General features: G+C 34.9%; 19 protein-coding genes and 1 pseudogene. 10 read left to right on the plus strand and 10 right to left on the minus strand.

The features are described 5' to 3' along the window. Together H601_RS15290 and H601_RS0105310 are read right to left on the minus strand one after the other, a co-directional pair. A pseudogene (locus tag H601_RS15290) lies at positions 1-1,091 on the minus strand (hypothetical protein); the annotation flags it as partial. A gap of 136 nt (positions 1,092-1,227) precedes the next feature. Continuing rightward, positions 1,228-1,983 carry a hypothetical protein gene (locus H601_RS0105310; RefSeq protein ID WP_026710538.1) on the minus strand — a complete coding sequence of 252 codons (756 nt, stop codon included), beginning with the start codon at positions 1,981-1,983 and terminating at the stop codon, positions 1,228-1,230. 100 nt (positions 1,984-2,083) lie between these two features. On the opposite strand from H601_RS0105310, the gene era reads away from it, so the two are divergent. Beyond that, on the plus strand, positions 2,084-2,968 hold the full coding sequence (gene era / locus H601_RS0105315; RefSeq protein WP_026710539.1) for a GTPase Era: 885 nt from the start codon (positions 2,084-2,086) through the stop codon (positions 2,966-2,968). Here the strand turns inward: era and H601_RS15295 are convergent, their stop codons facing one another. After that, positions 2,969-3,472, minus strand: a complete 504-nt coding sequence (locus H601_RS15295) for a hypothetical protein (protein ID WP_035655593.1) — start codon at positions 3,470-3,472, stop codon at positions 2,969-2,971. Between the two features lie 93 nt (positions 3,473-3,565). Between H601_RS15295 and der the strand changes: the two genes are divergently transcribed. Beyond that, positions 3,566-4,876: a ribosome biogenesis GTPase Der gene (gene der / locus H601_RS0105325; RefSeq protein WP_026710540.1), complete on the plus strand. Its 1,311-nt coding sequence runs from the start codon at positions 3,566-3,568 to the stop codon at positions 4,874-4,876. Positions 4,877-4,988: 112 nt separating this feature from the next. Here der and H601_RS0105330 read toward each other — a convergent pair whose 3' ends face one another. Together H601_RS0105330 and H601_RS0105335 are read right to left on the minus strand one after the other, a co-directional pair. After that, the gene (locus H601_RS0105330) at positions 4,989-5,270 is read right to left on the minus strand and encodes a Txe/YoeB family addiction module toxin (protein ID WP_026710541.1); all 282 of its coding nucleotides are present in this window, start codon (positions 5,268-5,270) and stop codon (positions 4,989-4,991) included. Continuing rightward, positions 5,252-5,479, minus strand: a complete 228-nt coding sequence (locus H601_RS0105335; protein WP_026710542.1) for a DUF2683 family protein — start codon at positions 5,477-5,479, stop codon at positions 5,252-5,254. Before H601_RS0105335 ends, H601_RS0105330 begins: the two co-directional genes overlap by 19 nt. A gap of 202 nt (positions 5,480-5,681) precedes the next feature. Here H601_RS0105335 and H601_RS0105345 point away from each other — a divergent pair, with 202 nt between their 5' ends. Next, positions 5,682-8,468, plus strand: coding sequence for a carboxypeptidase-like regulatory domain-containing protein (locus H601_RS0105345; protein WP_026710543.1), 2,787 nt, complete (start codon positions 5,682-5,684; stop codon positions 8,466-8,468). A 56-nt stretch (positions 8,469-8,524) separates the two neighbouring features. Here H601_RS0105345 and H601_RS16595 read toward each other — a convergent pair whose 3' ends face one another. The 5 genes from H601_RS16595 to H601_RS0105370 form a co-directional block, all read right to left on the minus strand. Beyond that, a complete protein-coding gene (locus tag H601_RS16595; RefSeq protein WP_026710544.1) occupies positions 8,525-9,337 on the minus strand; it encodes a TPM domain-containing protein in 813 nt (270 codons plus the stop codon). Beyond that, positions 9,338-9,775: a TPM domain-containing protein gene (locus tag H601_RS16600; protein WP_026710545.1), complete on the minus strand. Its 438-nt coding sequence runs from the start codon at positions 9,773-9,775 to the stop codon at positions 9,338-9,340. It lies immediately after the preceding gene. 3 nt (positions 9,776-9,778) lie between these two features. Beyond that, the gene (locus H601_RS0105360) at positions 9,779-10,363 is read right to left on the minus strand and encodes a LemA family protein (RefSeq protein WP_026710546.1); all 585 of its coding nucleotides are present in this window, start codon (positions 10,361-10,363) and stop codon (positions 9,779-9,781) included. A 123-nt stretch (positions 10,364-10,486) separates the two neighbouring features. Next, positions 10,487-10,816: a MerR family transcriptional regulator gene (locus H601_RS0105365; protein ID WP_026710547.1), complete on the minus strand. Its 330-nt coding sequence runs from the start codon at positions 10,814-10,816 to the stop codon at positions 10,487-10,489. After that, positions 10,816-11,796 carry a M23 family metallopeptidase gene (locus H601_RS0105370; RefSeq protein WP_026710548.1) on the minus strand — a complete coding sequence of 327 codons (981 nt, stop codon included), beginning with the start codon at positions 11,794-11,796 and terminating at the stop codon, positions 10,816-10,818. The genes H601_RS0105365 and H601_RS0105370 overlap by 1 nt, the downstream gene beginning before the upstream one ends. A gap of 181 nt (positions 11,797-11,977) precedes the next feature. On the opposite strand from H601_RS0105370, the gene alaS reads away from it, so the two are divergent. From alaS to H601_RS0105405, 7 genes are all read left to right on the plus strand, one after another. Further along, entirely contained in the window at positions 11,978-14,635 is a 2,658-nt protein-coding gene (gene alaS / locus H601_RS0105375) for an alanine--tRNA ligase (RefSeq protein WP_026710549.1), read from the plus strand. Positions 14,636-14,653: 18 nt separating this feature from the next. Then, positions 14,654-15,088 carry a lipocalin family protein gene (locus tag H601_RS0105380; RefSeq protein ID WP_026710550.1) on the plus strand — a complete coding sequence of 145 codons (435 nt, stop codon included), beginning with the start codon at positions 14,654-14,656 and terminating at the stop codon, positions 15,086-15,088. Positions 15,089-15,154: 66 nt separating this feature from the next. After that, positions 15,155-15,418, plus strand: a complete 264-nt coding sequence (locus H601_RS0105385) for a hypothetical protein (RefSeq protein WP_026710551.1) — start codon at positions 15,155-15,157, stop codon at positions 15,416-15,418. Continuing rightward, the gene (locus H601_RS0105390; RefSeq protein ID WP_026710552.1) at positions 15,408-16,028 is read left to right on the plus strand and encodes a nucleotidyl transferase AbiEii/AbiGii toxin family protein; all 621 of its coding nucleotides are present in this window, start codon (positions 15,408-15,410) and stop codon (positions 16,026-16,028) included. The genes H601_RS0105385 and H601_RS0105390 overlap by 11 nt, the downstream gene beginning before the upstream one ends. 5 nt (positions 16,029-16,033) lie before the next feature. Beyond that, the gene (locus tag H601_RS0105395; RefSeq protein ID WP_026710553.1) at positions 16,034-16,984 is read left to right on the plus strand and encodes a GSCFA domain-containing protein; all 951 of its coding nucleotides are present in this window, start codon (positions 16,034-16,036) and stop codon (positions 16,982-16,984) included. Positions 16,985-17,104: 120 nt separating this feature from the next. After that, a complete protein-coding gene (locus H601_RS0105400; protein WP_156900349.1) occupies positions 17,105-17,635 on the plus strand; it encodes a DUF6252 domain-containing protein in 531 nt (176 codons plus the stop codon). 133 nt (positions 17,636-17,768) lie between these two features. Further along, positions 17,769-19,646: an outer membrane protein assembly factor BamB family protein gene (locus H601_RS0105405; RefSeq protein WP_026710555.1), complete on the plus strand. Its 1,878-nt coding sequence runs from the start codon at positions 17,769-17,771 to the stop codon at positions 19,644-19,646. Positions 19,647-19,673: the final 27 nt, after the last annotated feature.

Here is a 19,673-nt window from a genome sequence, read left to right on the forward strand (position 1 = left end):
GGTACAATAGAATTGGTAATCGTCACATTCAAGGTTACCGGCGTGGCACATTGATTTGGATTCGGAGTAAAAAGATAACTACCCGAAGCGGTATTACTCACCGTTGCCGGATTCCACGTTCCTGTGATGCCGTTGGGTGACGTATTGACTAAAGCAGGAATTGAACTTCCGGTACAATAGGTAGCCGAGGTTACGAAATTGGGAGTGACTGCCGGAGTGACTGTTATCGTTACTTGATCGGAAGTGGTTAGCCCACAACTATTTGAGGCAGTTAAGGTGACTAGTATAGTGCCGCTTGCCGTTGAAGGAATGGTGTAGGAGGTAGTTAATGAGTTTACATTTGAAAGCGAACCAACAGGAGCACTCCATTGAAAGGATTGTTGACCGGCAACTGAACCGGTAAGGTTAATTGTGCTACCGGCACATGCTACTACTGAATCTGGATTTGCAATGGCATAAAAAGGATTGATAGGAGCAACACAACCTAAATTGGTATAAGTAGCTTGTCCGGAGGGAGTAAACAAAACCGTAGCTCCATCAGCAGCAATGTTCGCACCAAATTGGTCAACTAATAAAGTTCTGTCATAGGTTACTTGGTCTGTACATGCACCAAAAGACATAGTAAGCGTTCTAAAACCTGTACCTGCATTCCCAAAATGACCGGCTGTTACAGTTGTATTATTTTGAAATAAAATGTAAACCGTATCCATTAAAGCCCCAAATGAATTTAAAGTAACATCGTAATTTTCACCGGTAACAAGATAAACCAGTGCGTTTGCCGGTAATACTCCTCCGGTGGGTTGAAGAATTTGTCCACAACCCCCATTGGCTATTACATCTGCATTTAATGCAGAAACCACGTTTGCTGTAGCAGCATTTTGAATAAGACCTTGCCAAGCATTGCTAGGCCAAGTGACAGATAAGGTTGAGGTGTTAATAGGAGCAGAGCCAACTTTAAAACGAACCATTTCGTTAAAACCTTCTTGGCCACCACAGGCATCAACATAAATGGCTTCTATTTCAAAACACTGAGCAGAAGTATTTTGAGAGCAAAATAGCCAAAGGACTAAAATTATGAGCAGTTTTTTCAATTCAGTAAAATATGGGCAAAGGTAATATAACATTCATAATATTTCGAAACGAAATGATTACTAAATTGTTATCCTGAACTGTTAAATTTTAAACAAAAAAAAGCCCCGAAGGGCTTTAAAAGAACAATATAATTTTCTAGTAAAAAAATACGGTTGTATAATTTCCTTCAAAATCAGTTGTTACTGTTGTTGAAGTAGCAGGAAAATTATTTGAATTATAAGTGTAGGTATGCGTTGTGTTATTTACACCATTAGTATTAATAGTTAATGGATTGTTTAAAGAGGCTTCAAAAGCTGAATAATTTGGTAATGCAAAACTTATTTTATCCAATCCGGTTACGTTTTTAAAAGGTTCATTTTTATTGTCATACGTAACTGTAATGATTTCTGTTGATTCAAACCCCATGAAATAAGTTGTTATTTCTTTTTTGTTTGGATTGCCGTTAGAATCAAAATAAATAGTTCCGTCAGCGGAAAGTTCATCATTTGTTTCCGTTACAAATGAAATTGTTCCATTAGCATTGTGTGTATACAAATCAATTTCAATATCTCCAAAAGAATCTACTCTTGTTGATTTGATCAATCGTTGATTAGTGTCATATTCATAGGTGATTACATCCTCTAATTCACCATCAAAAAAGTATTCTTCTTTTGTGATAAGATCTCCGGTATAGGTAAATTCAGTTACTTCTTCACCGTTGTTCCAGTTACTTTTTACAATTTTAGTACCATTGTAGGTCAATAAAAGAGTTTCTACAAAACCATCTTCATACGTTTCAACAATTTTAGATACTAAAGGTGTGGTCGTGTCTGGATTGTTGTTATTGTCGTCAGAACTACTACAGGCTGATAATACAGTTAAAGCGATTAAGCTTAATACGATTTTTTTCATTGTTTAATTTATTTAATTAGGTTGGCAAAGATATACTTTTAAACTATTTTTGAGGTGATAAGAAGCAAAAAGAAACCGTATATTTGCCAAAATTATGAATATGGCTCACAAAGCAGGATTTGTCAATATTATCGGTAATCCAAACGTTGGAAAATCAACCCTTATGAATGCAATGGTGGGAGAACGGTTGTCGATCATCACTTCAAAAGCACAAACTACCCGTCACCGTATATTAGGAATTGTAAACAGCGATGATTTTCAAGTTGTTTTTTCTGACACACCCGGAATCATCAAACCGGCCTATGAAATGCAGGAATCCATGATGCAGTTTGTAAAATCGGCTTTTGAAGATGCGGATGTGTTGATTTATATGGTTGAGATTGGAGAGAAAGAATTGAAAGATGAAGCCTTTTTTAATCGAATTATTTACAGTGAAATACCGGTTTTACTTTTGTTGAACAAAATTGATAAATCCAACCAAGAACAATTAGAGGAGCAAGTAACTTTATGGAAAGAAAAAGTGCCGAATGCAGAGATTTTTGCCATTTCAGCCTTAGAGAATTTTAATGTGAAAGAGGTTTTTGACCGCATCATTGCTTTGTTACCTGAATGTCCGCCCTATTATCCAAAAGATGCGTTAACCGACAAGCCTGAGCGATTTTTTGTGAATGAAATTGTGCGGGAAAAAATCTTATTGAATTACGAAAAAGAAATACCTTATGCGGTTGAAGTGGAAACCGAAGAGTTTTTAGAAGACGATGATATTATCCGCATACGAGCCATTATCATGGTAGAACGCGATACACAAAAAGGTATTATCATCGGTCACAAAGGTGCAGCTTTAAAAAAAGTGGGAATCCAAGCCCGTGAGGAATTAGAGAAATTCTTCGGCAAACAAATTCACATTCAGCTTTTTGTGAAAGTGAGTAAAGATTGGCGAAGCAATACTTTTCAATTGCGAAGATTGGGGTATAATCAGAAGTAGTTACGGAATAATTTTATTAAATTCCTCTTCAAGTTCCCTCATTTGATCATATCCGTTCGTTCTAATTTGTCGTGCGATGAAATAAAGTAAAAACCAGCAAAAAACCATTAGTGTCATCACTATTACATCATTTGTAAAGGGTTTATGGATCATGGCATTTGAAAAGGCAAACATCATAAACAAAATAAATACTCCGGCAATAATAAAATGTAAAAACATAAAAAATGTCCATAAGGTTTGAGCCGGACCATACATTCCTCTTATATGCGTTGCATTTTTTTCATTTCCTTCTTTTTCCTCTAAATCTATGGATAAATGGGGTGACCAATATTTTTGTCGTTCACCGGAAAAAGTATATTGGATGTGATAATTTCTAATTTTCATAAAAATACCGGCACTGATACTCGTTTTATGCTCCACAAATTTTTGTCTTACAGAATCAATATTTTCCTCTACATCGATTTGAAATCTGGGACGTAAAGGGATGCTTGAAGATTTTTCCATGTTGCTTTGGAGATTTAGTTTAACGTACTAAATTAATAAAAAAATTGATATTGTATTCATTAATACTACCTTTGCACCATATTTTAAATGATCATGAATAATATTGTAGCCATAGTAGGGAGACCAAACGTAGGAAAATCAACGCTTTTTAATCGATTAATCAAAAGAAGAGAGGCCATTGTTGATGCTGTGAGTGGGGTTACCCGCGACCGAAATTATGGAAAAAGTGAATGGAACGGAAAAGAGTTTTCAGTAATTGATACCGGTGGATACATCAAAGGTTCAGAAGATATTTTTGAAGGAGAAATACGCAAGCAAGTTGAGTTAGCTATTGATGAGGCGGATGTTATTTTGTTTGTGGTAGATGTTGAAGAAGGTATTACACCGATGGATGATGAAGTAGCAAAGTTGTTGCGAAAAGTTACAAAACCGGTCTTACTAGTGGTGAACAAAGTAGATAACGCCATGCGGGAAAAAGACGCTCTTGAATTTTATAATTTAGGTTTAGGCGATTATTATACGATTTCCGGTACTTCCGGAAGTGGAACAGGTGATTTGTTGGATCAAATGATTGCTGTTTTTCCGGAAAAACCGGAACCGGTTCAAGAAGAAGTTGAGTTACCTCGATTTGCAGTAGTGGGTCGTCCGAATGCCGGAAAATCAAGTTTTATCAATGCATTAATTGGTGAAGATCGGTATATTGTTACAGATATTGCCGGAACCACCCGTGATGCTATTGATACTAAATACAACCGTTTTGGGTTTGAGTTTAACCTAGTAGATACCGCCGGAATCCGAAGAAAAGCAAAAGTAAAAGAAGATTTAGAATTCTATTCAGTTATGCGTTCGGTTAGGGCTATTGAGCATGCCGATGTTTGTATATTGATGATTGATGCCACTCGCGGATTTGAAGGACAAGACCAAAGTATCTTTTGGTTAGCCGCCAAAAACCGTAAAGGAATTATTATATTAGTAAACAAATGGGATTTGGTAGAAAAAGACACCATGTCCACCCGTGATTATGAGGCTAAAATCAGAAAAGAAATAGAACCCTTTACGGATGTGAAAATATTGTTTGTTTCCGCTTTAACGAAGCAGCGTTTACTCAAAGCGTTGGAAGAAACGGTTAAAGTTTTTGAAAACAGAAAGCAGCGAATTTCCACTTCAAAATTCAATGAATTCATGTTGAAATTGATTGAAGCCTTTCCACCGCCGGCTTTAAAAGGTAAATATGTGAAAATTAAATATTGTATGCAATTGCCTACACCAACCCCTCAGTTTGTGTTTTTTGCAAATTTACCTCAATATGTAAAAGATCCGTATAAACGGTTCTTAGAAAATAAAATCCGTGAAAATTGGGATTTTTCGGGGGTGCCGATTGATATTTATATTCGGGAGAAGTAAGCATCAGGTTTATTTTAAACCATTAAGAAATTAAGGTTCATTAAGGGATTGATTGCTTAATGAACCTTAATTTCTTAATGGTTTTTATTTATAATTGAAACTAATTAGAAAATTACTTGTCATCATAATGCCCCATTGCAGAGAGTACATAAACGGTTACAACATTTTCATGCACTTCATAAATTAATCGGTCTTTTTGATTAATTCTTCTTGACCAAAGGCCTTGAAACTCATGTTTTAAAGGTTCAGGTTTTCCTGTGCCGGTGTAGGGATGTTCTTTTAATTCTTTGTAAATTTTATCAATTTTATTAAGAACTGCTTTATTGCCTGATTTTTTGTGTTTTAGAAAATCTTTTTTTGCGTTTTCTGTAATTTCTATTCTATACCTTCCCATATAGAATCAGTTTCGATGATAGTAGTTTTTCCATCAATAATTTCCTTTCTTGCTTTTTCAATTTTAGCAACAAATTCTTTATTGTATGGGCTTTTGGGTTCCTCAACAATATGAACAACTTCTTTTTCTTCATAAAAAGCTTTCAAAAAAGCAAGTAACGCTTTTCCTTTTTCAGTTTTTTCGTTGATGTTTAAGGTTATAGTTGTCATAATAGCAGCATTTTATGTTACAAATATACAGCAATTTTCAAAAAAATGGGATTTGATATTCAGGTTTATTTTATACTATACAAAAGACGATTTTAACAATCAACAGGATTTAAATGTTAAATATTCTGTAAGAAATTTTAACGTTTGATACTAAAATTGTTATTTCGCTGTTATAGAATTTTCTCACAGTTAAATTAGCATTATGTTTAAATCACTATTTGCCGTTATTGTTTTGTTATTTGTTTCTATGCTAAACGCTCAAAGTTTAGTTTCTATTAAAGGGAAGGTTATTGATGAACAAACCAAACTTCCACTTGAATCCGCTACCATTTATCTGACTTCTAAAAAAGATTCAACGGTTATTGCGTATTCTATTTCAGAAAAAAACGGGAATTTTATATTAAAAGCACCTAAAAGTACCAATCCATTACAACTAAAAGCTTCTTTTATAGGTTATGCTACCAAAAGTCAGGAATTATCGCAATTGATTGCCGATACGGAAATTGGTTTGCTATCGTTAACGGAGTCCGGTACAACCCTTGGTGAAGTTGTCGTAAAAGGAGAAGCACCGCCGGTTCGAATCAAAAATGACACATTAGAGTTTGATGCGGCTTCTTTTAAAGTGGGAGCCGATGCAAACGTTGAAAAACTATTGCGACAGTTACCAGGCGTAGAGATTTCACCGGAAGGAAAAATTACAGTGAACGGGAAGGAAGTAAACCAAATCTTAGTCAACGGAAAACCATTTTTTGGCAAAGACGGCAAAATTGCCACGCAAAACTTACCGGCAGAAATTATTGAGAAAATACAAGTAGTGGATACCAAAACTAAAGCTGAAGAACTTTCGGGTGAAACAGCTTCAGGAGAAGAAAAGACCATTAATCTCACTATTCAAGAAGATAAAAACAAAGGTTTTTTTGGTAAAATCATGGGCGGTTATGGTTCGGATGAACGCTACGAATCGAGTTTATTGCTCAATTGGTTCAAGGGAGATCAAAAAATTAGCGTTTTGGCCTCTGCCAACAATATCAATTCTGTCGGATTTTCGATGAACGAAATTTTTGATAACATGGGTGGCGGTAGAAATGTTTCGGTTTATTCTAATGATGATGGTTCATTTGGTATAAACGGGATGAATTTTGGTGGTAGCAACGGTTTAACAACCTCTAATTTGATAGGCGTAAATTATGCTGACAAATGGTTTAAAAAAGTAGAAGTAAACAACAATTATTTTTTCACGAATACAGAATCTGAAAATGTAACCCGTTCTTCACGAACCAATTTATTGCCTACGGAAACAACTTTTACAGAATCAGTTTCCAATTCTAATCGATTGGGAAATTCTCATAATCTAAGTATGAATTTTGAGGTTAAGTTTGACTCTTTAACAAGTATATATATCGAACCCAAGTTGGTTAGGAGTATCAATAAAGACCGCTTTTCCAGTCAACAGGAAACGCTAAATCAAGCAGATGTATTATCGAATGAAAGCATAAACGATACGTATTCTGATGTAGATAACACATCTTTTGAAAATTATATGCTGTATTATCAACAGTCGAAAAAGAAGAAAAACAGAGGTTGGAGTGTTTCTTTACAAAATGAACATCGAAAATCGGCTACTTTTTCAACTGTAAATTCTTCTACTTTTTATTATCAAACTGCTGAACCGGATGATATTCGAAATCAGAATTTATACCGTGATAATAACTTTAATAAAATTGCCTCAGAAATTCGATTTGGTGAACCCATAACGGATTCGTTAAAATTGAGTGTTACCACCGAAATAGATTATTATGCTTCCAAAGATAAAGATGCAACGTTTGATTTTAATGCCACATCCGGCAGTTATACTGATTTTAATGGATTCTTGTCGAATGAAATTAATTCAAGTGTTGTAAAAATTCATCCCACAGCTGGCTTAAATTGGAACAAAAAGAATTTGCGAACTCGTTTTAACATTGGGCCGGAATTTGTAACTTTTAAAAATGAATCTGATTACCTAGGTGTTCGAACCAATTTGGATAAAAATTATGTTTTTCCACGAGCAACTGCTAATTTATATTATACCATTTCAAAAAGTAAATCGGTTTATGCTAATTACAATTTCAGAATGGAATTGCCATTAGCCAATCAAATTTTGCCGGTCATTAATTTATCCAATCCGTTGAATACGATTGTTGGAAATGGCGATTTGAATCCGACCCAACAACATAATATGTACATGAATTTCAACAATTATGATTGGCAATCGCGAAGTGGATTCTTCTTTTACAGCGGAATGAATCTTTACAAAGACCAGATAGTTTCTTCAACTGTTTTTGATGAAAGTTTCAGAGCACAAACTACTTATGAAAATGTGGACAAAGGATTTAATAGTTATCTTGGAGCATCATGGAGTAAGACGTTCAAAAAAGAAAAAAGAAGCTTGCGGTTGAGTTTGGGTATTGATGGTGGATATAATCTTAATCAAGGATTGACAAATGCTGAATTATATGAAGCAAAAGGATGGAGAATGGAACCTCGTATGAGTTTAAATTGGTCTATTGAAGAATTGATTACTATTGCTCCATCCTACAGTTACAGTTTCAATTCTACCGATTTTACCAATTATGTAATTGAAAATGCCAATAATTTTGTGCACCGATTCAAAATGGAATTTACCAGTTATTGGCCAAAGAAAGTAGTTTTTGGAAATGATTTTGGATATACCTACAACTCTAATATAGCCGATGGTTTTCAAAAAGATTTTTATTTGTGGAATACCAGTTTAGGTTACAATTTCTACAAAGACCGATTACTAGCCAAAGTAAAAGTGTATGATGTGTTAAATCAAAACGTGGGTGTGCGAAGAACCATTACGCCAACCGCCATTACCGATACCGAAAATATTGTTCTGCAACAATATGTGATGTTTTCATTGACTTATAAACTAGATAAATTTGGAGGAAAAAAAGATAATGAAGGTGGAATGTTCTTTATAGATTAAACAAAAAGCGACTTGTAAATTCAAGTCGCTTTTTGTTTATAATTGTTTTTTTGATTTTACCAACTTCCACCGGCACCACCGCCACTAAAGCCTCCGCCACCGAAGCCTCCGCCGAATCCACCACCTCCAAATCCACCACCTCCAAATCCACCTCCGGATGAACCACCTCCGAAACTACCACCACCGCTACTTCTTCCGAGGCTGCTCAAGATGATAATATCCATTATATCCGGTCCGGAAAAACGTCCGGAACCGCCATTACGGTTGTTTTTGTTCCCTTTTGAGGCAATGATTAAAAAGATAATGATGAATACCAAAACCACCAGCATCGGAATGGCTCCACCTTTGTCAGACTTTCGGCTACCTTTGTAGGTGCCTTTAAGTACTTCAAAAATTGCATCTGTGCCTTTGTCTAAACCACGATAGTAACTACCTGCTTTAAACTCCGGCAAAATGATATTTCTGATTAATTCTCCAGTAATTCCCGCTGTCAGTTTATCTTCAACACCATAACCCGGTGAAATATGAATACGACGGTCGTTTTTAGCTAACAAAATGACAACACCATTGTCTTGTTCTTTTGTACCACCAATTCCCCATTCTTGTCCCCATCTTGGAGCTAACAATCCAATATTTTCTCCTTTTAAATCCTCAATGGTAATGACTACAATTTGAGTTGTAGTAGTATCAGTATATCGAATTAACTTTTCTTCTAACGTTTTCTTTTCAACGTCAGACAACACCTTGGCATAATCATAAACGCTGGTTTGAAAACTAGGCTTGTCAGGAATAGTAAATTGAGCCACAACCAATTGAATCGGAAAAAACAATCCGAATACAATCAACAAATAACGTATGTTTACTTTCATCTAGCTTCTGGATATTTCGTTGGAAAGTTCATTGGTGTCATCAGATGCATAAGGAAAATATTCTTTCAAGCGATTGCCTGCTCTTTCAATGCCATTTACCAAACCTTCTTTAAATTGTTTGTTTTTAAAGTGTTCAATAATAATGTCTTTGGTACATTCCCAAAAATCACTTTCCACTACATCATCAATACCTTTATCCCCAATAATGGCAAAAGTATGATCCTCTACACCTACATAAAACAGAACACCGTTACGTGCTTCGGTTTTGTACATTTTTAATTCATCAAACACTTCTCTTGCTCGTACAATAGGTGGAGTATCAGAGTGTTTTTCAATGTGCACACGAATTTCACCTGAAGTGTTTTTTTCAGCTAAAGCAATCGCCTGAACAATTTCTTGTTCATCTGCTGCACTCAGAAAATCTTCTGTACTAGACATGGATTAGAATTTTACTTCAGGAGCTTTTTCTGCACCCGGTTCAGCATCAAAGAATGGTTTTTCTTTGTATTCACCTAAAAACAGATTGTTTGGAAATTTCAAGATGTGGTTGTTATATACTTCAATCGTTTCATTAAAACGAACGCGAGCAGTTTGAATCGTATTTTCTGTACTGGCCAATTCATCTTGTAATTTCAAGAAGTTCTGGTTCGCCTTTAATTCAGGATAGGCTTCAACCGTTACCAATAATCTTGACAAAGCAGAAGAAACACCGCTTTGGGCTTGATTAAATTGTGCCAATTGCTCCGGTGTAACATTAGTCGGGTCAATGGTTGTTTGCGTTGCTCTAGCTCTTGCAGAAATCACCGCTTCTAACGTGCTTTTTTCAAAATCAGCCGCTCCTTTAACCGTGTTTACTAAATTCCCAATTAAATCATTTCTGCGTTGGTAAGACGTTTGCACATCACCCCAAGACTTATTTACAGCTTGACTCTTTGTAATCGCTGTGTTTTGGATTCCTACTATGTAAAATCCGATGACTAAAATTAGTCCTACTATAATCCCTACGGGTAATAACCATTTTCTCATATTATTTGTTTTTTAAGGTTTTGAGTTTTTTACTAAGTTGCTGAGTTACTGAGTTACTGAGTTTTTTTATATTTTATGTGTTTACTTTTACCAATAACCTATTACCAATTACCAATCACCATCCTAAAGCCCCTCTTTAATCTGCTGTAATTGTGCCTTTATTCCTTCCAATTTACTGATAATTTCAAATTTATCCAACGTTTTTTTCTGGCCTTCTTTCAAATGGGTTTTAGCTCCATCTAGCGTAAATCCACGTTCTTTTACCAAATGATAAATCAATTGAAGATTTTTTACATCTTCCGGTGTAAACATTCGGTTGCCTTTGGCGTTCTTTTTTGGTTTCAGAATATCGAATTCTTTATCCCAAAAACGAATCAATGAAGCGTTTACATCAAATGCCTTGGCCAATTCTCCAATGCTATAATATCGTTTTTCTGGTAAGTTTAAATGCATTAGTCGAGTGCTTGGTTTTCTTGGTTAGCTAATTTTGAAATCGCAATATATTCATCTGCAGAAATACTGCCGTAATAAAAATTAATTGGGTTAATCGGTTCGCCGTCTTTGTGCACTTCATAATGTAAATGCGGAGCTTCACTACGTCCGGTGCTGCCTACATAACCAATAATGTCGCCACGTTTTACTTTTTGACCGGCTTTGACTTTGTATTTGCTCAAATGTGCATAAAAGGTTTCATAGCCAAATCCATGTTTAATGATAATCAAATTTCCAAAACCTGACATCGAATTATCAGCTTTATACACCACTCCGTCACCAGAAGCGAACACAGGTGTACCGGTTTTTGCAGAAAAATCCATTCCGTAATGAAATTTTCTGATTTTGGTAAAAGGGTCATTCCGATACCCAAAACCGGAAGCCATTTGTTTCAAGTCTTCATTTTTAACTGGTTGAATCGCCGGAATGGCGGCTAATAATTTTTCTTTTCCTTTGGCTAACGTTAAAATTTCATCTAAAGATTTGGATTGAATGGACAATTGTTTTGAAATCATATCCACTCGTTTAGTGGTATTAATTACCAACTCTGAATTGTCGTATCCTTCCAATTCTTTATATCGATTTACTCCGCCAAATCCTGCTTTTCGTTGTTCGGTTGGAATGGGCGAGGAGTTAAAATAAACCCGATATAAGTTGTTGTCTCTCTCTTCTAAACTAACCAAAACTTCATCCAACTGGTCCATTTTTTTGTTTAGAATTTCGTATCGCAACTTTAAATTCTCAATTTCTCTTGCTTGTAAACGGTCTTTTGGCGTTTCAAAATAGGGTGTATTCAATAAAATTACAAAACATAAAAATCCAAAAAGAGCTGATGAAAGCAGAAATAAAGCCACATAACCAAACTTCCGACCTTTTTTTGGACTGATTTTTTTGTAGGCTAAACTTTCTGTGTCGTAATAATACTTTACTTTCTTCGACATTTCTTAAATTATACTATTTTTGTGCTTTCAAAACCGATTAGACGAACAAATTTAAGAAATGTTTCATTCTAATACTAATTTAATTTTTTTCAAAAAGCATTGGTATTTTAACTGTATAAATGATTCTTTATTGTAAAATTAGTCTAACCAATTGAAAATTAAACACCGAACAATTTTTACAATGAAATCACACGATATCCGCAAGCAGTTTTTGCAGTTTTTTGAAAGTAAAGGACATTTAATCGTTCCTTCGGCTCCTATTGTTTTGAAAGATGACCCAACCTTGATGTTCAACAATTCAGGAATGGCTCAGTTTAAAGAATATTTTTTAGGAAATGCCGAACCCAAAAGCAAACGAATTGCCGATACCCAAAAATGTTTACGTGTTTCCGGAAAGCACAATGATTTGGAAGATGTTGGTTTTGACACCTATCATCACACCATGTTTGAAATGCTAGGAAACTGGTCGTTTGGCGATTATTTTAAAAGAGATGCCATCAATTGGGCGTGGGAATTGTTAACGGAAGTATATAAAATTCCAAAAGAAAATTTATATGTTTCTGTTTTTGAAGGAAATCCTGATGAAAATGTACCTTTTGACCAAGAAGCGTGGGATATTTGGAAAGAATTGATCGATGAAGACCGAATTATTTTAGGAAATAAAAAAGATAATTTCTGGGAAATGGGCGATCAAGGACCGTGCGGACCTTGTTCTGAAATTCATGTTGATTTGCGTTCGGAGGAAGAAAAAGCAAATGTTTCCGGAAAAAGTTTGGTGAACAACGACCATCCGCAAGTAGTGGAAATTTGGAACAACGTATTCATGGAATTCAATCGTAAAGCCGATGGAAGTCTAGAAAAATTACCCGCTCAACACGTGGATACCGGAATGGGTTTTGAACGTTTGTGTATGGCGTTACAAGGAAAAACATCCAATTATGATACCGATGTTTTTACACCATTGATTGAAAAAGTAGAACAAATTACGGGGTTAAAATATACACCAAATCCCGTAGGGACAGGTCGCGACCTGTCCGTTCAGGTGGATGAAGAACAAAATAAAATCAACATTGCCATTCGAGTAATTGTTGATCACATACGTGCGGTAGCATTTGCGATTGCCGATGGACAATTACCCTCTAACACCGGAGCCGGTTATGTAATTCGTAGAATTTTACGAAGAGCGATTCGTTACGGATTTACATTTTTAAATACCAAAGAGCCATTTATTTATGAATTGGTGGCTGTTTTAGCCAATCAAATGGGTGAGTTTTTTCCTGAGATTAAATCACAACAAAATTTAGTTACAAATGTAATTCGGGAAGAAGAAGCTTCGTTTTTGAGAACGTTAGAACAAGGTTTGCAGTTGTTGGAAAATGTAGTTTCCGAAACCAAAGGGAACGAAGTTTCTGGAGCAAAAGTATTCGAATTGTACGATACGTTTGGTTTTCCAAAGGATTTAACTACGTTAATTTTAAAAGAAAAAGGATATACATTTAACGAAGCCGATTTTGAAACGGAACTGCAAAAACAAAAAGCCCGTTCTCGTGCCGCTTCGGAAGTAACAACCGATGATTGGAAAATCTTAATCGATGGCAATGTAGAAACCTTCGTTGGTTATGACCAAACGGAGAACGAAGTGAAAATCACTCGCATCCGTAAAGTAGATTCTAAAAAAGATGGAATTTTATACCAAATCGTTTTAGATAAAACACCTTTTTATCCCGAAGGTGGTGGACAAGTTGGAGACAAAGGGACTTTAGTTTCAGCAAATGAAACCATCGAAATCATCGATACCAAAAAAGAAAATAATTTGATTTTGCATTTTGCGAAACAACTTCCTGAAAATGTGGAAGCTGATTTTGTGGCGAAAGTCAATACCGATTTAAGAACTTCTACTTCAAAAAATCACTCGGCTACGCATTTGATGCATTTGGCTTTACGAACGATATTAGGAACACACGTGGAACAAAAAGGTTCATTGGTCAATCCTAATTATTTGCGTTTTGACTTTTCGCATTTTTCGAAAGTTTCAGATGATGAGATTAGACAAGTTGAAGCTTTTGTAAATGCCAGAATTGAAGAGCAATTACAATTGGTCGAACACCGAAATATTCCAATTCAGCAAGCAATGGAGCAAGGTGCAATGGCTTTGTTTGGCGAAAAATATGGCGATTCGGTTCGAATGATTGAATTTGGTGACAGTAAAGAATTATGTGGTGGAATTCACGTGAAAAACACAGCCGACATTTGGCATTTCAAAATCATTTCAGAAGGTGCTGTGGCTGCGGGAATTCGCAGAATTGAAGCGATTACCGGAGATGCGGTGAAAGACTTTTACAAAAATCAAGAAAATACCTTAGCGGAACTTAAAGAAGCTTTAAAAAATCCACAAGATGTTTTAAAATCAGTGGTTTCCTTACAAGATGATAATGCCAAATTGAAAAAACAAATTGAGCAATTATTGCGTGAGAAAGCTAAGAATTTAAAAGGTGAATTAGCATCAGAGCTAAAAGAAATTAACGGTATACAATTCTTAGCCAAACAAGTTGATTTGAATCCGGAAGGAGCAAAAGATTTGGCGTATGAATTAGGTAATTTGGGTACTAATTTATTCATGGTTTTGGCTACAGCCGAGGATAATAAACCGATGTTAACGTGTTATATTTCCAAAGAATTGGTTGCTTCACACCATTTGAATGCCGGACAAGTGGTTCGTGAGTTAGGAAAATATATCCAAGGCGGCGGCGGCGGACAACCGTTTTTTGCTACAGCCGGTGGTAAAAATGTGGATGGAATTAAAGAAGCGTTGGAGAAGGCGGTTGAGTTTGTTAAATAAAAATCACGACTTAAATAGATGAAAAAAGTAATTTTATTTTTACTGTTTACGGTAATATTATTTTCTTGTAATTCAAATGATGATGAAGGTTCAACAACTTCTGAACCCACTATTTTAGGGAAATGGTACATAAAAGGGGGTACTTCAAATGGAGGAGAATTTCAAAATTATAACCATGATTGTGAAACGAGTAAAGATTTCCAAGAGTTTTTTGAAAATGGTGAATTCACTTTCAATGGATTTAATGCTCAATGTACATTAAGTGATACTCAAACATCTATATGGACATTGAATGGAAACATATTGACTGTAGCAAGTCCACCTCAAGACCCAATGATTTATCAATATACCTATGTGATAGAGAGTTTAACCAATGAAGAACTTAAATTAAAGCAAACCGTTAATGAACCTGAAGGTGTTTTTGTGTATATAACAACTTTTACAAGAAATTAATTCAGAAGCATATTAAACAGTTTATGTACTTGTTTTTTGATTAATTTATTTTATTATATTTAAACCATGACAAGAGCCGAGTTCATAGCAAAAAATGCTCATCTTTTTTGGTACATCAAAAAGGAGGCTATTCCCAACATCAGCAATGAGGTTTTGGTGGAATTTATCTTTAATTACGGCACTTGGGAAGATGTAAAAGAATTGATAAAAATCATCGGTTTTCAGGAATTAAAACGGGTTTATGAAGGAATTACCGATAGAAAAGTTGGGAATTACCATCCAGAAATTTTAAACTATTTGGGACTTATTGTAAATAAATATGCATCTTAATATTCTAAATCAGAATCAAGTTGAACTGTTGCCATTTATTAGTCTTTTTAAAAGAGAATATTATTTGGTTGGTGGAACAGCTATTGCCTTGCATATTGGTCATAGAGAATCTATTGATTTTGATTTGTTTAAATTATCCGTTTTGCGTAAGAATGATATTTACAGAAAAATTTCGGCTTCCAAAGTTGGTTATAAATTCGGTTATGAAAATTATGAACAACTCAATTTGATCATTAATAATGTTAAGTTTACTTTTTTTTCATTTCCCCATAAAATTCCATTAAACTCAGAAATAAAGAGTGTTATTAAAATGCCGGATTTATTAACGTTAGCAGCGATGAAGGCATTTGCTTTAGGGAGAAGAGCCAAATGGAAAGATTATGTTGATTTGTATTTTATATTAAAAGATTTTTATTCGTTTGATGAAATAGCTGCACAAGCAGAATTGCTATTTGGTGAAATGTTTTCAAAAAAGTTATTTAAAATGCAACTCGGCTATTTCAAAGGAATCAATTATGAAGAAGAAGTTACATATATCATTCCAAATCCGCCCACAGAGGAGGAAATTCAATCGTATTTAATTGAAGTAAGTATTTCCGGTTTAGCTTAATTTTCATGAACTTCCGAACCCCAATCAGCATTCCAAAAAGCAATCATCCCATCGATTATTATTCGAAGGTGGTGACGATGGGTTCTTGTTTTTCAGAAAATATCAGTGCGAAATTTGAGCAATACAAATTTCAGCATTACAACAATCCGTTTGGGATACTTTTTCAACCGGATGCAATTGAAAACGTATTGTTGCGTGCCATCGAAATGCGTTTGTTCACCGAAGCCGATTTATTTTTTGACAATGAATTATGGCATTGTTTTGAAGTGCATTCCGAGTTGAATAATCCGGACAAAGCCGACATGCTTGTCAATTTGAATGGTATTTTAACCTATTTGAACGGACAACTTCAAACGTGTTCACATGTAATTATCACTTTAGGAACGGCTTGGTCGTATCGTTTTTCGCATACGCAGAAAAGAGTGGCCAACTGTCATAAAATACCACAAAGCAATTTTACAAAAGAATTGTTGTCGGTTGAAGAAATCACTGATTCGCTACATAACATCCAAACTAAATTAACCGAATTTAATCCTGAAATAAAATTTATTTTCACCGTTTCACCCGTACGTCATATAAAAGATGGTTTTGTAGAAAATCAACTGAGCAAAGCACATTTGATAGCAGCATTACATTCTTCCATCACCCATCTTTCAACTTCAAGCTATTTTCCGAGTTATGAAATCATGATGGACGATCTTCGTGATTATCGTTTTTATGCTGAAGACATGTTGCATCCGAATCAAACGGCGGTGGATTATATTTGGAAATATTTCGTAGAATCGCACATTTCGTATCATGTTTTCCCTATCATGACAGAATTAGAAAGCATTCATAAAGGATTGAATCATCGTCCGTTTAATCCAAACACAGAACAACATCTTTTGTTTGTTCAAAAGCTGCATGAACGTATTGAACAGCTACAAGAAAAATATCCTTTTTTACAATTGACATAGTCAATAGTTTATTCATTTTTAGCGTTTAATTGTTAAAATACGGCATTTGCCTTATTGATGAGCATTGGTTTTTGGTTCAACTTTGCCCCATACAATAACCAATTTAAATTTTTAACAATTATGAAAACAATTAAATTTATCTGTGCGTGCCTTTTGGTAACAAGTTCAATGTTCATCTCTTCTTGTTCAAGTGACGATGATGGAGGAGGTGGCGGTAGTGCGGCAGCCGGAACCATTAGAGCTAAAGTTAATGGTTCAACAGTTACAACGGTAGAAATTGCAACATTTGCTAATCAATTTGGGTCTATAATGCAAATACAAGGAAATACGGGGGGGACATCCAGTAAAGCATTTGTATTAAACATTCTAACTTTTGATGGTGTAGGAACATATGATATTGGTGGAGGCGAAACGGGATTAGGTCAAGCAAATGTTAGTTATGTTGAAACAACAGTTGACTTATCTAACCCAACAGCACCAGATATCAAAACTTGGAATGCTCCTTTTGAAGGTGGTGAAAAAGTGGGCGAAATTAAAATTTCTGAAGTTACGGATACAAATGTAAAAGGAACCTTCTTTTTCACAGCTAAAAATGTTGATGATAATACAACTAAAGAAATTACTGAGGGTTCTTTTAATATTGAATTATAATACTAAAAGCTGAAAGTAGTAGTAGTTCTTCCCAATTGAAAATTGATTTCAGTTGGGAAGTTTTATTACATCCTATAATGTTTTGAGTTGTTGAGAAAAAAAGATATACAATAACAATATTAAATTTTAAAAAATGAAAAATTTTGTAAAATTAATTTTCAAAGTCTTATTTATTGGTTTTATAGTTTTAGAAGCTAATAATTTATTTGCTCAGAAAACAGAGGCAAATCACACCTATAGTTTAGGAGGTAAAATCAGTTTAATGAAATTAACCGATGCTGGTATTTTGGTAGTAGCAAATGGTGATGGATTGGTGGGAATAAAACCGAATGCAAAAGAGCCTCATTTTAATTTTAAAGATTATGGAAAAGTAAAGCCGGAAGAGCTGGAATTTGTTCCGATGTCGCCATACTTAGTTGTTAGTCAAGGTGGATTTATGACTTCAAAGAAATCAGTTATAGATTTTATTTCTGGAAAAAAATTGTTTGGAACAGAAGAAAACAATTGGAAAGTAACTAATCGATGTGATGTGATGTTGCCGCAAAATAAATTGGTTGTCTTGGGAATGCGAAAAGGCGGTGCAATGGCTGTTGGTATTTATGATTTAGCCACAGGAAAAGAGGAAGGATTAGTGGAATTAAATGATCCAAAAAAAGTAACTGTTGGTTCCTCAATTCCACAGTTTTCCGGTAGACCGGTAATTGTAGGTGATGGATTGCTTGTTCCCACGACTAAAAGTTTAATGCGAATTGATGTTGCCAACGGAAAAGTGTTGTGGACCAATAAAGATGTTGATGATATTACTTGGATTACGGCTGATCCATCAGGTAAAGAAATTTATACATTTGAGGAAAGACAAAATGGAGATACACGAATTCATAAAATTAGCAGTACCGGAACAATTCTTTGGGAAAAAGAAAGAAAGATAAAAGGGAAAGTATCTCGATTTGAGATTTTACCTCAAGGTTTGGCAGTTGTTAGCGACGTTGATAATTCAGGGAAAAGTGGTTTGGCAAAATTAGCTTCTTCTGCTTCAGAATCGAAGATAGCTTTTTTGAATGCAGCTGATGGTTCAGACTTATGGGAAAAAGCACCTAAAACAAAAGGTTACATTCAACATTTTTATATTCTTGAGGATGGTATCTTATTTGGACTATTTGAAGGAGGTATCAATAAAATTTCTTTTGATGGAAATCCGTTGTTTAAAAAACCATTAAAGACGGGCGAAAATATTCATACGATGGCCTTAACGCCGAAAGGAATGATTTATATTACTGATACTGATGCAGATATCATTAATTTAAAAACAGGTGAGTCTATTTGGAGTAAACCTATAAAATACAAAAAAGCTACATCAGTGGCAAGTGCTTATGATAAAGAGCATAATCGCTATTTGATTAGCACAGGAGAAGAAATGGTAGCTATTGATGAAAATTCAGGAAATATTTCCACACTTGCTTCGTATGAATTTAAAGGAAAAGAAACTCCATCAAAAGTAATCTTGCGAAAAGAGGGAATTTTGCTTTCTTCAGAACAAAATATGATGATGTTAGGTTTTGATGGGAAACAAAAGTTCCATGAGTTTTATAAAGCACCAGGCAAAAGTGCTGCCGGTGCAATTTTTGCAGGAGTAATGGGAGTTGCGTCTGTTGCCATGTCTGCCGCTACAGCTGCAGAAGCAAATCAACATCGCAATAGTTTGGGAAGTTATACAAGTTATGGAGAATCTTTAATGGATAGTTCACGAGATTTTGCGGTAGCTGCTTCGGCATCCTTTGCAGAAATGGGGAAACGATTTAAAGCCACTGCTGCAACTCAAAATTATCAATTTATATTGACTAAACTTGATAACGGAATTGGGTTAGTAAAAGTAAGTAAAGATACCGGAAAGGTGGAAAAAGAAATTGTCATTGAAGATAAAAAACCGGAATATGAAGTTGATGAAATTGGAGGGTTTTTATATTATCAATCTAATGATAAAACCATTCAGGCATTTGATTTGAAAATGTAGTTAGTTTGTTTTTTGTAGTTCATTCCC

It is taken from the genome of Flavobacterium filum DSM 17961, from assembly GCF_000425465.1.
GTDB classification, from domain to species: domain Bacteria; phylum Bacteroidota; class Bacteroidia; order Flavobacteriales; family Flavobacteriaceae; genus Flavobacterium; species Flavobacterium filum.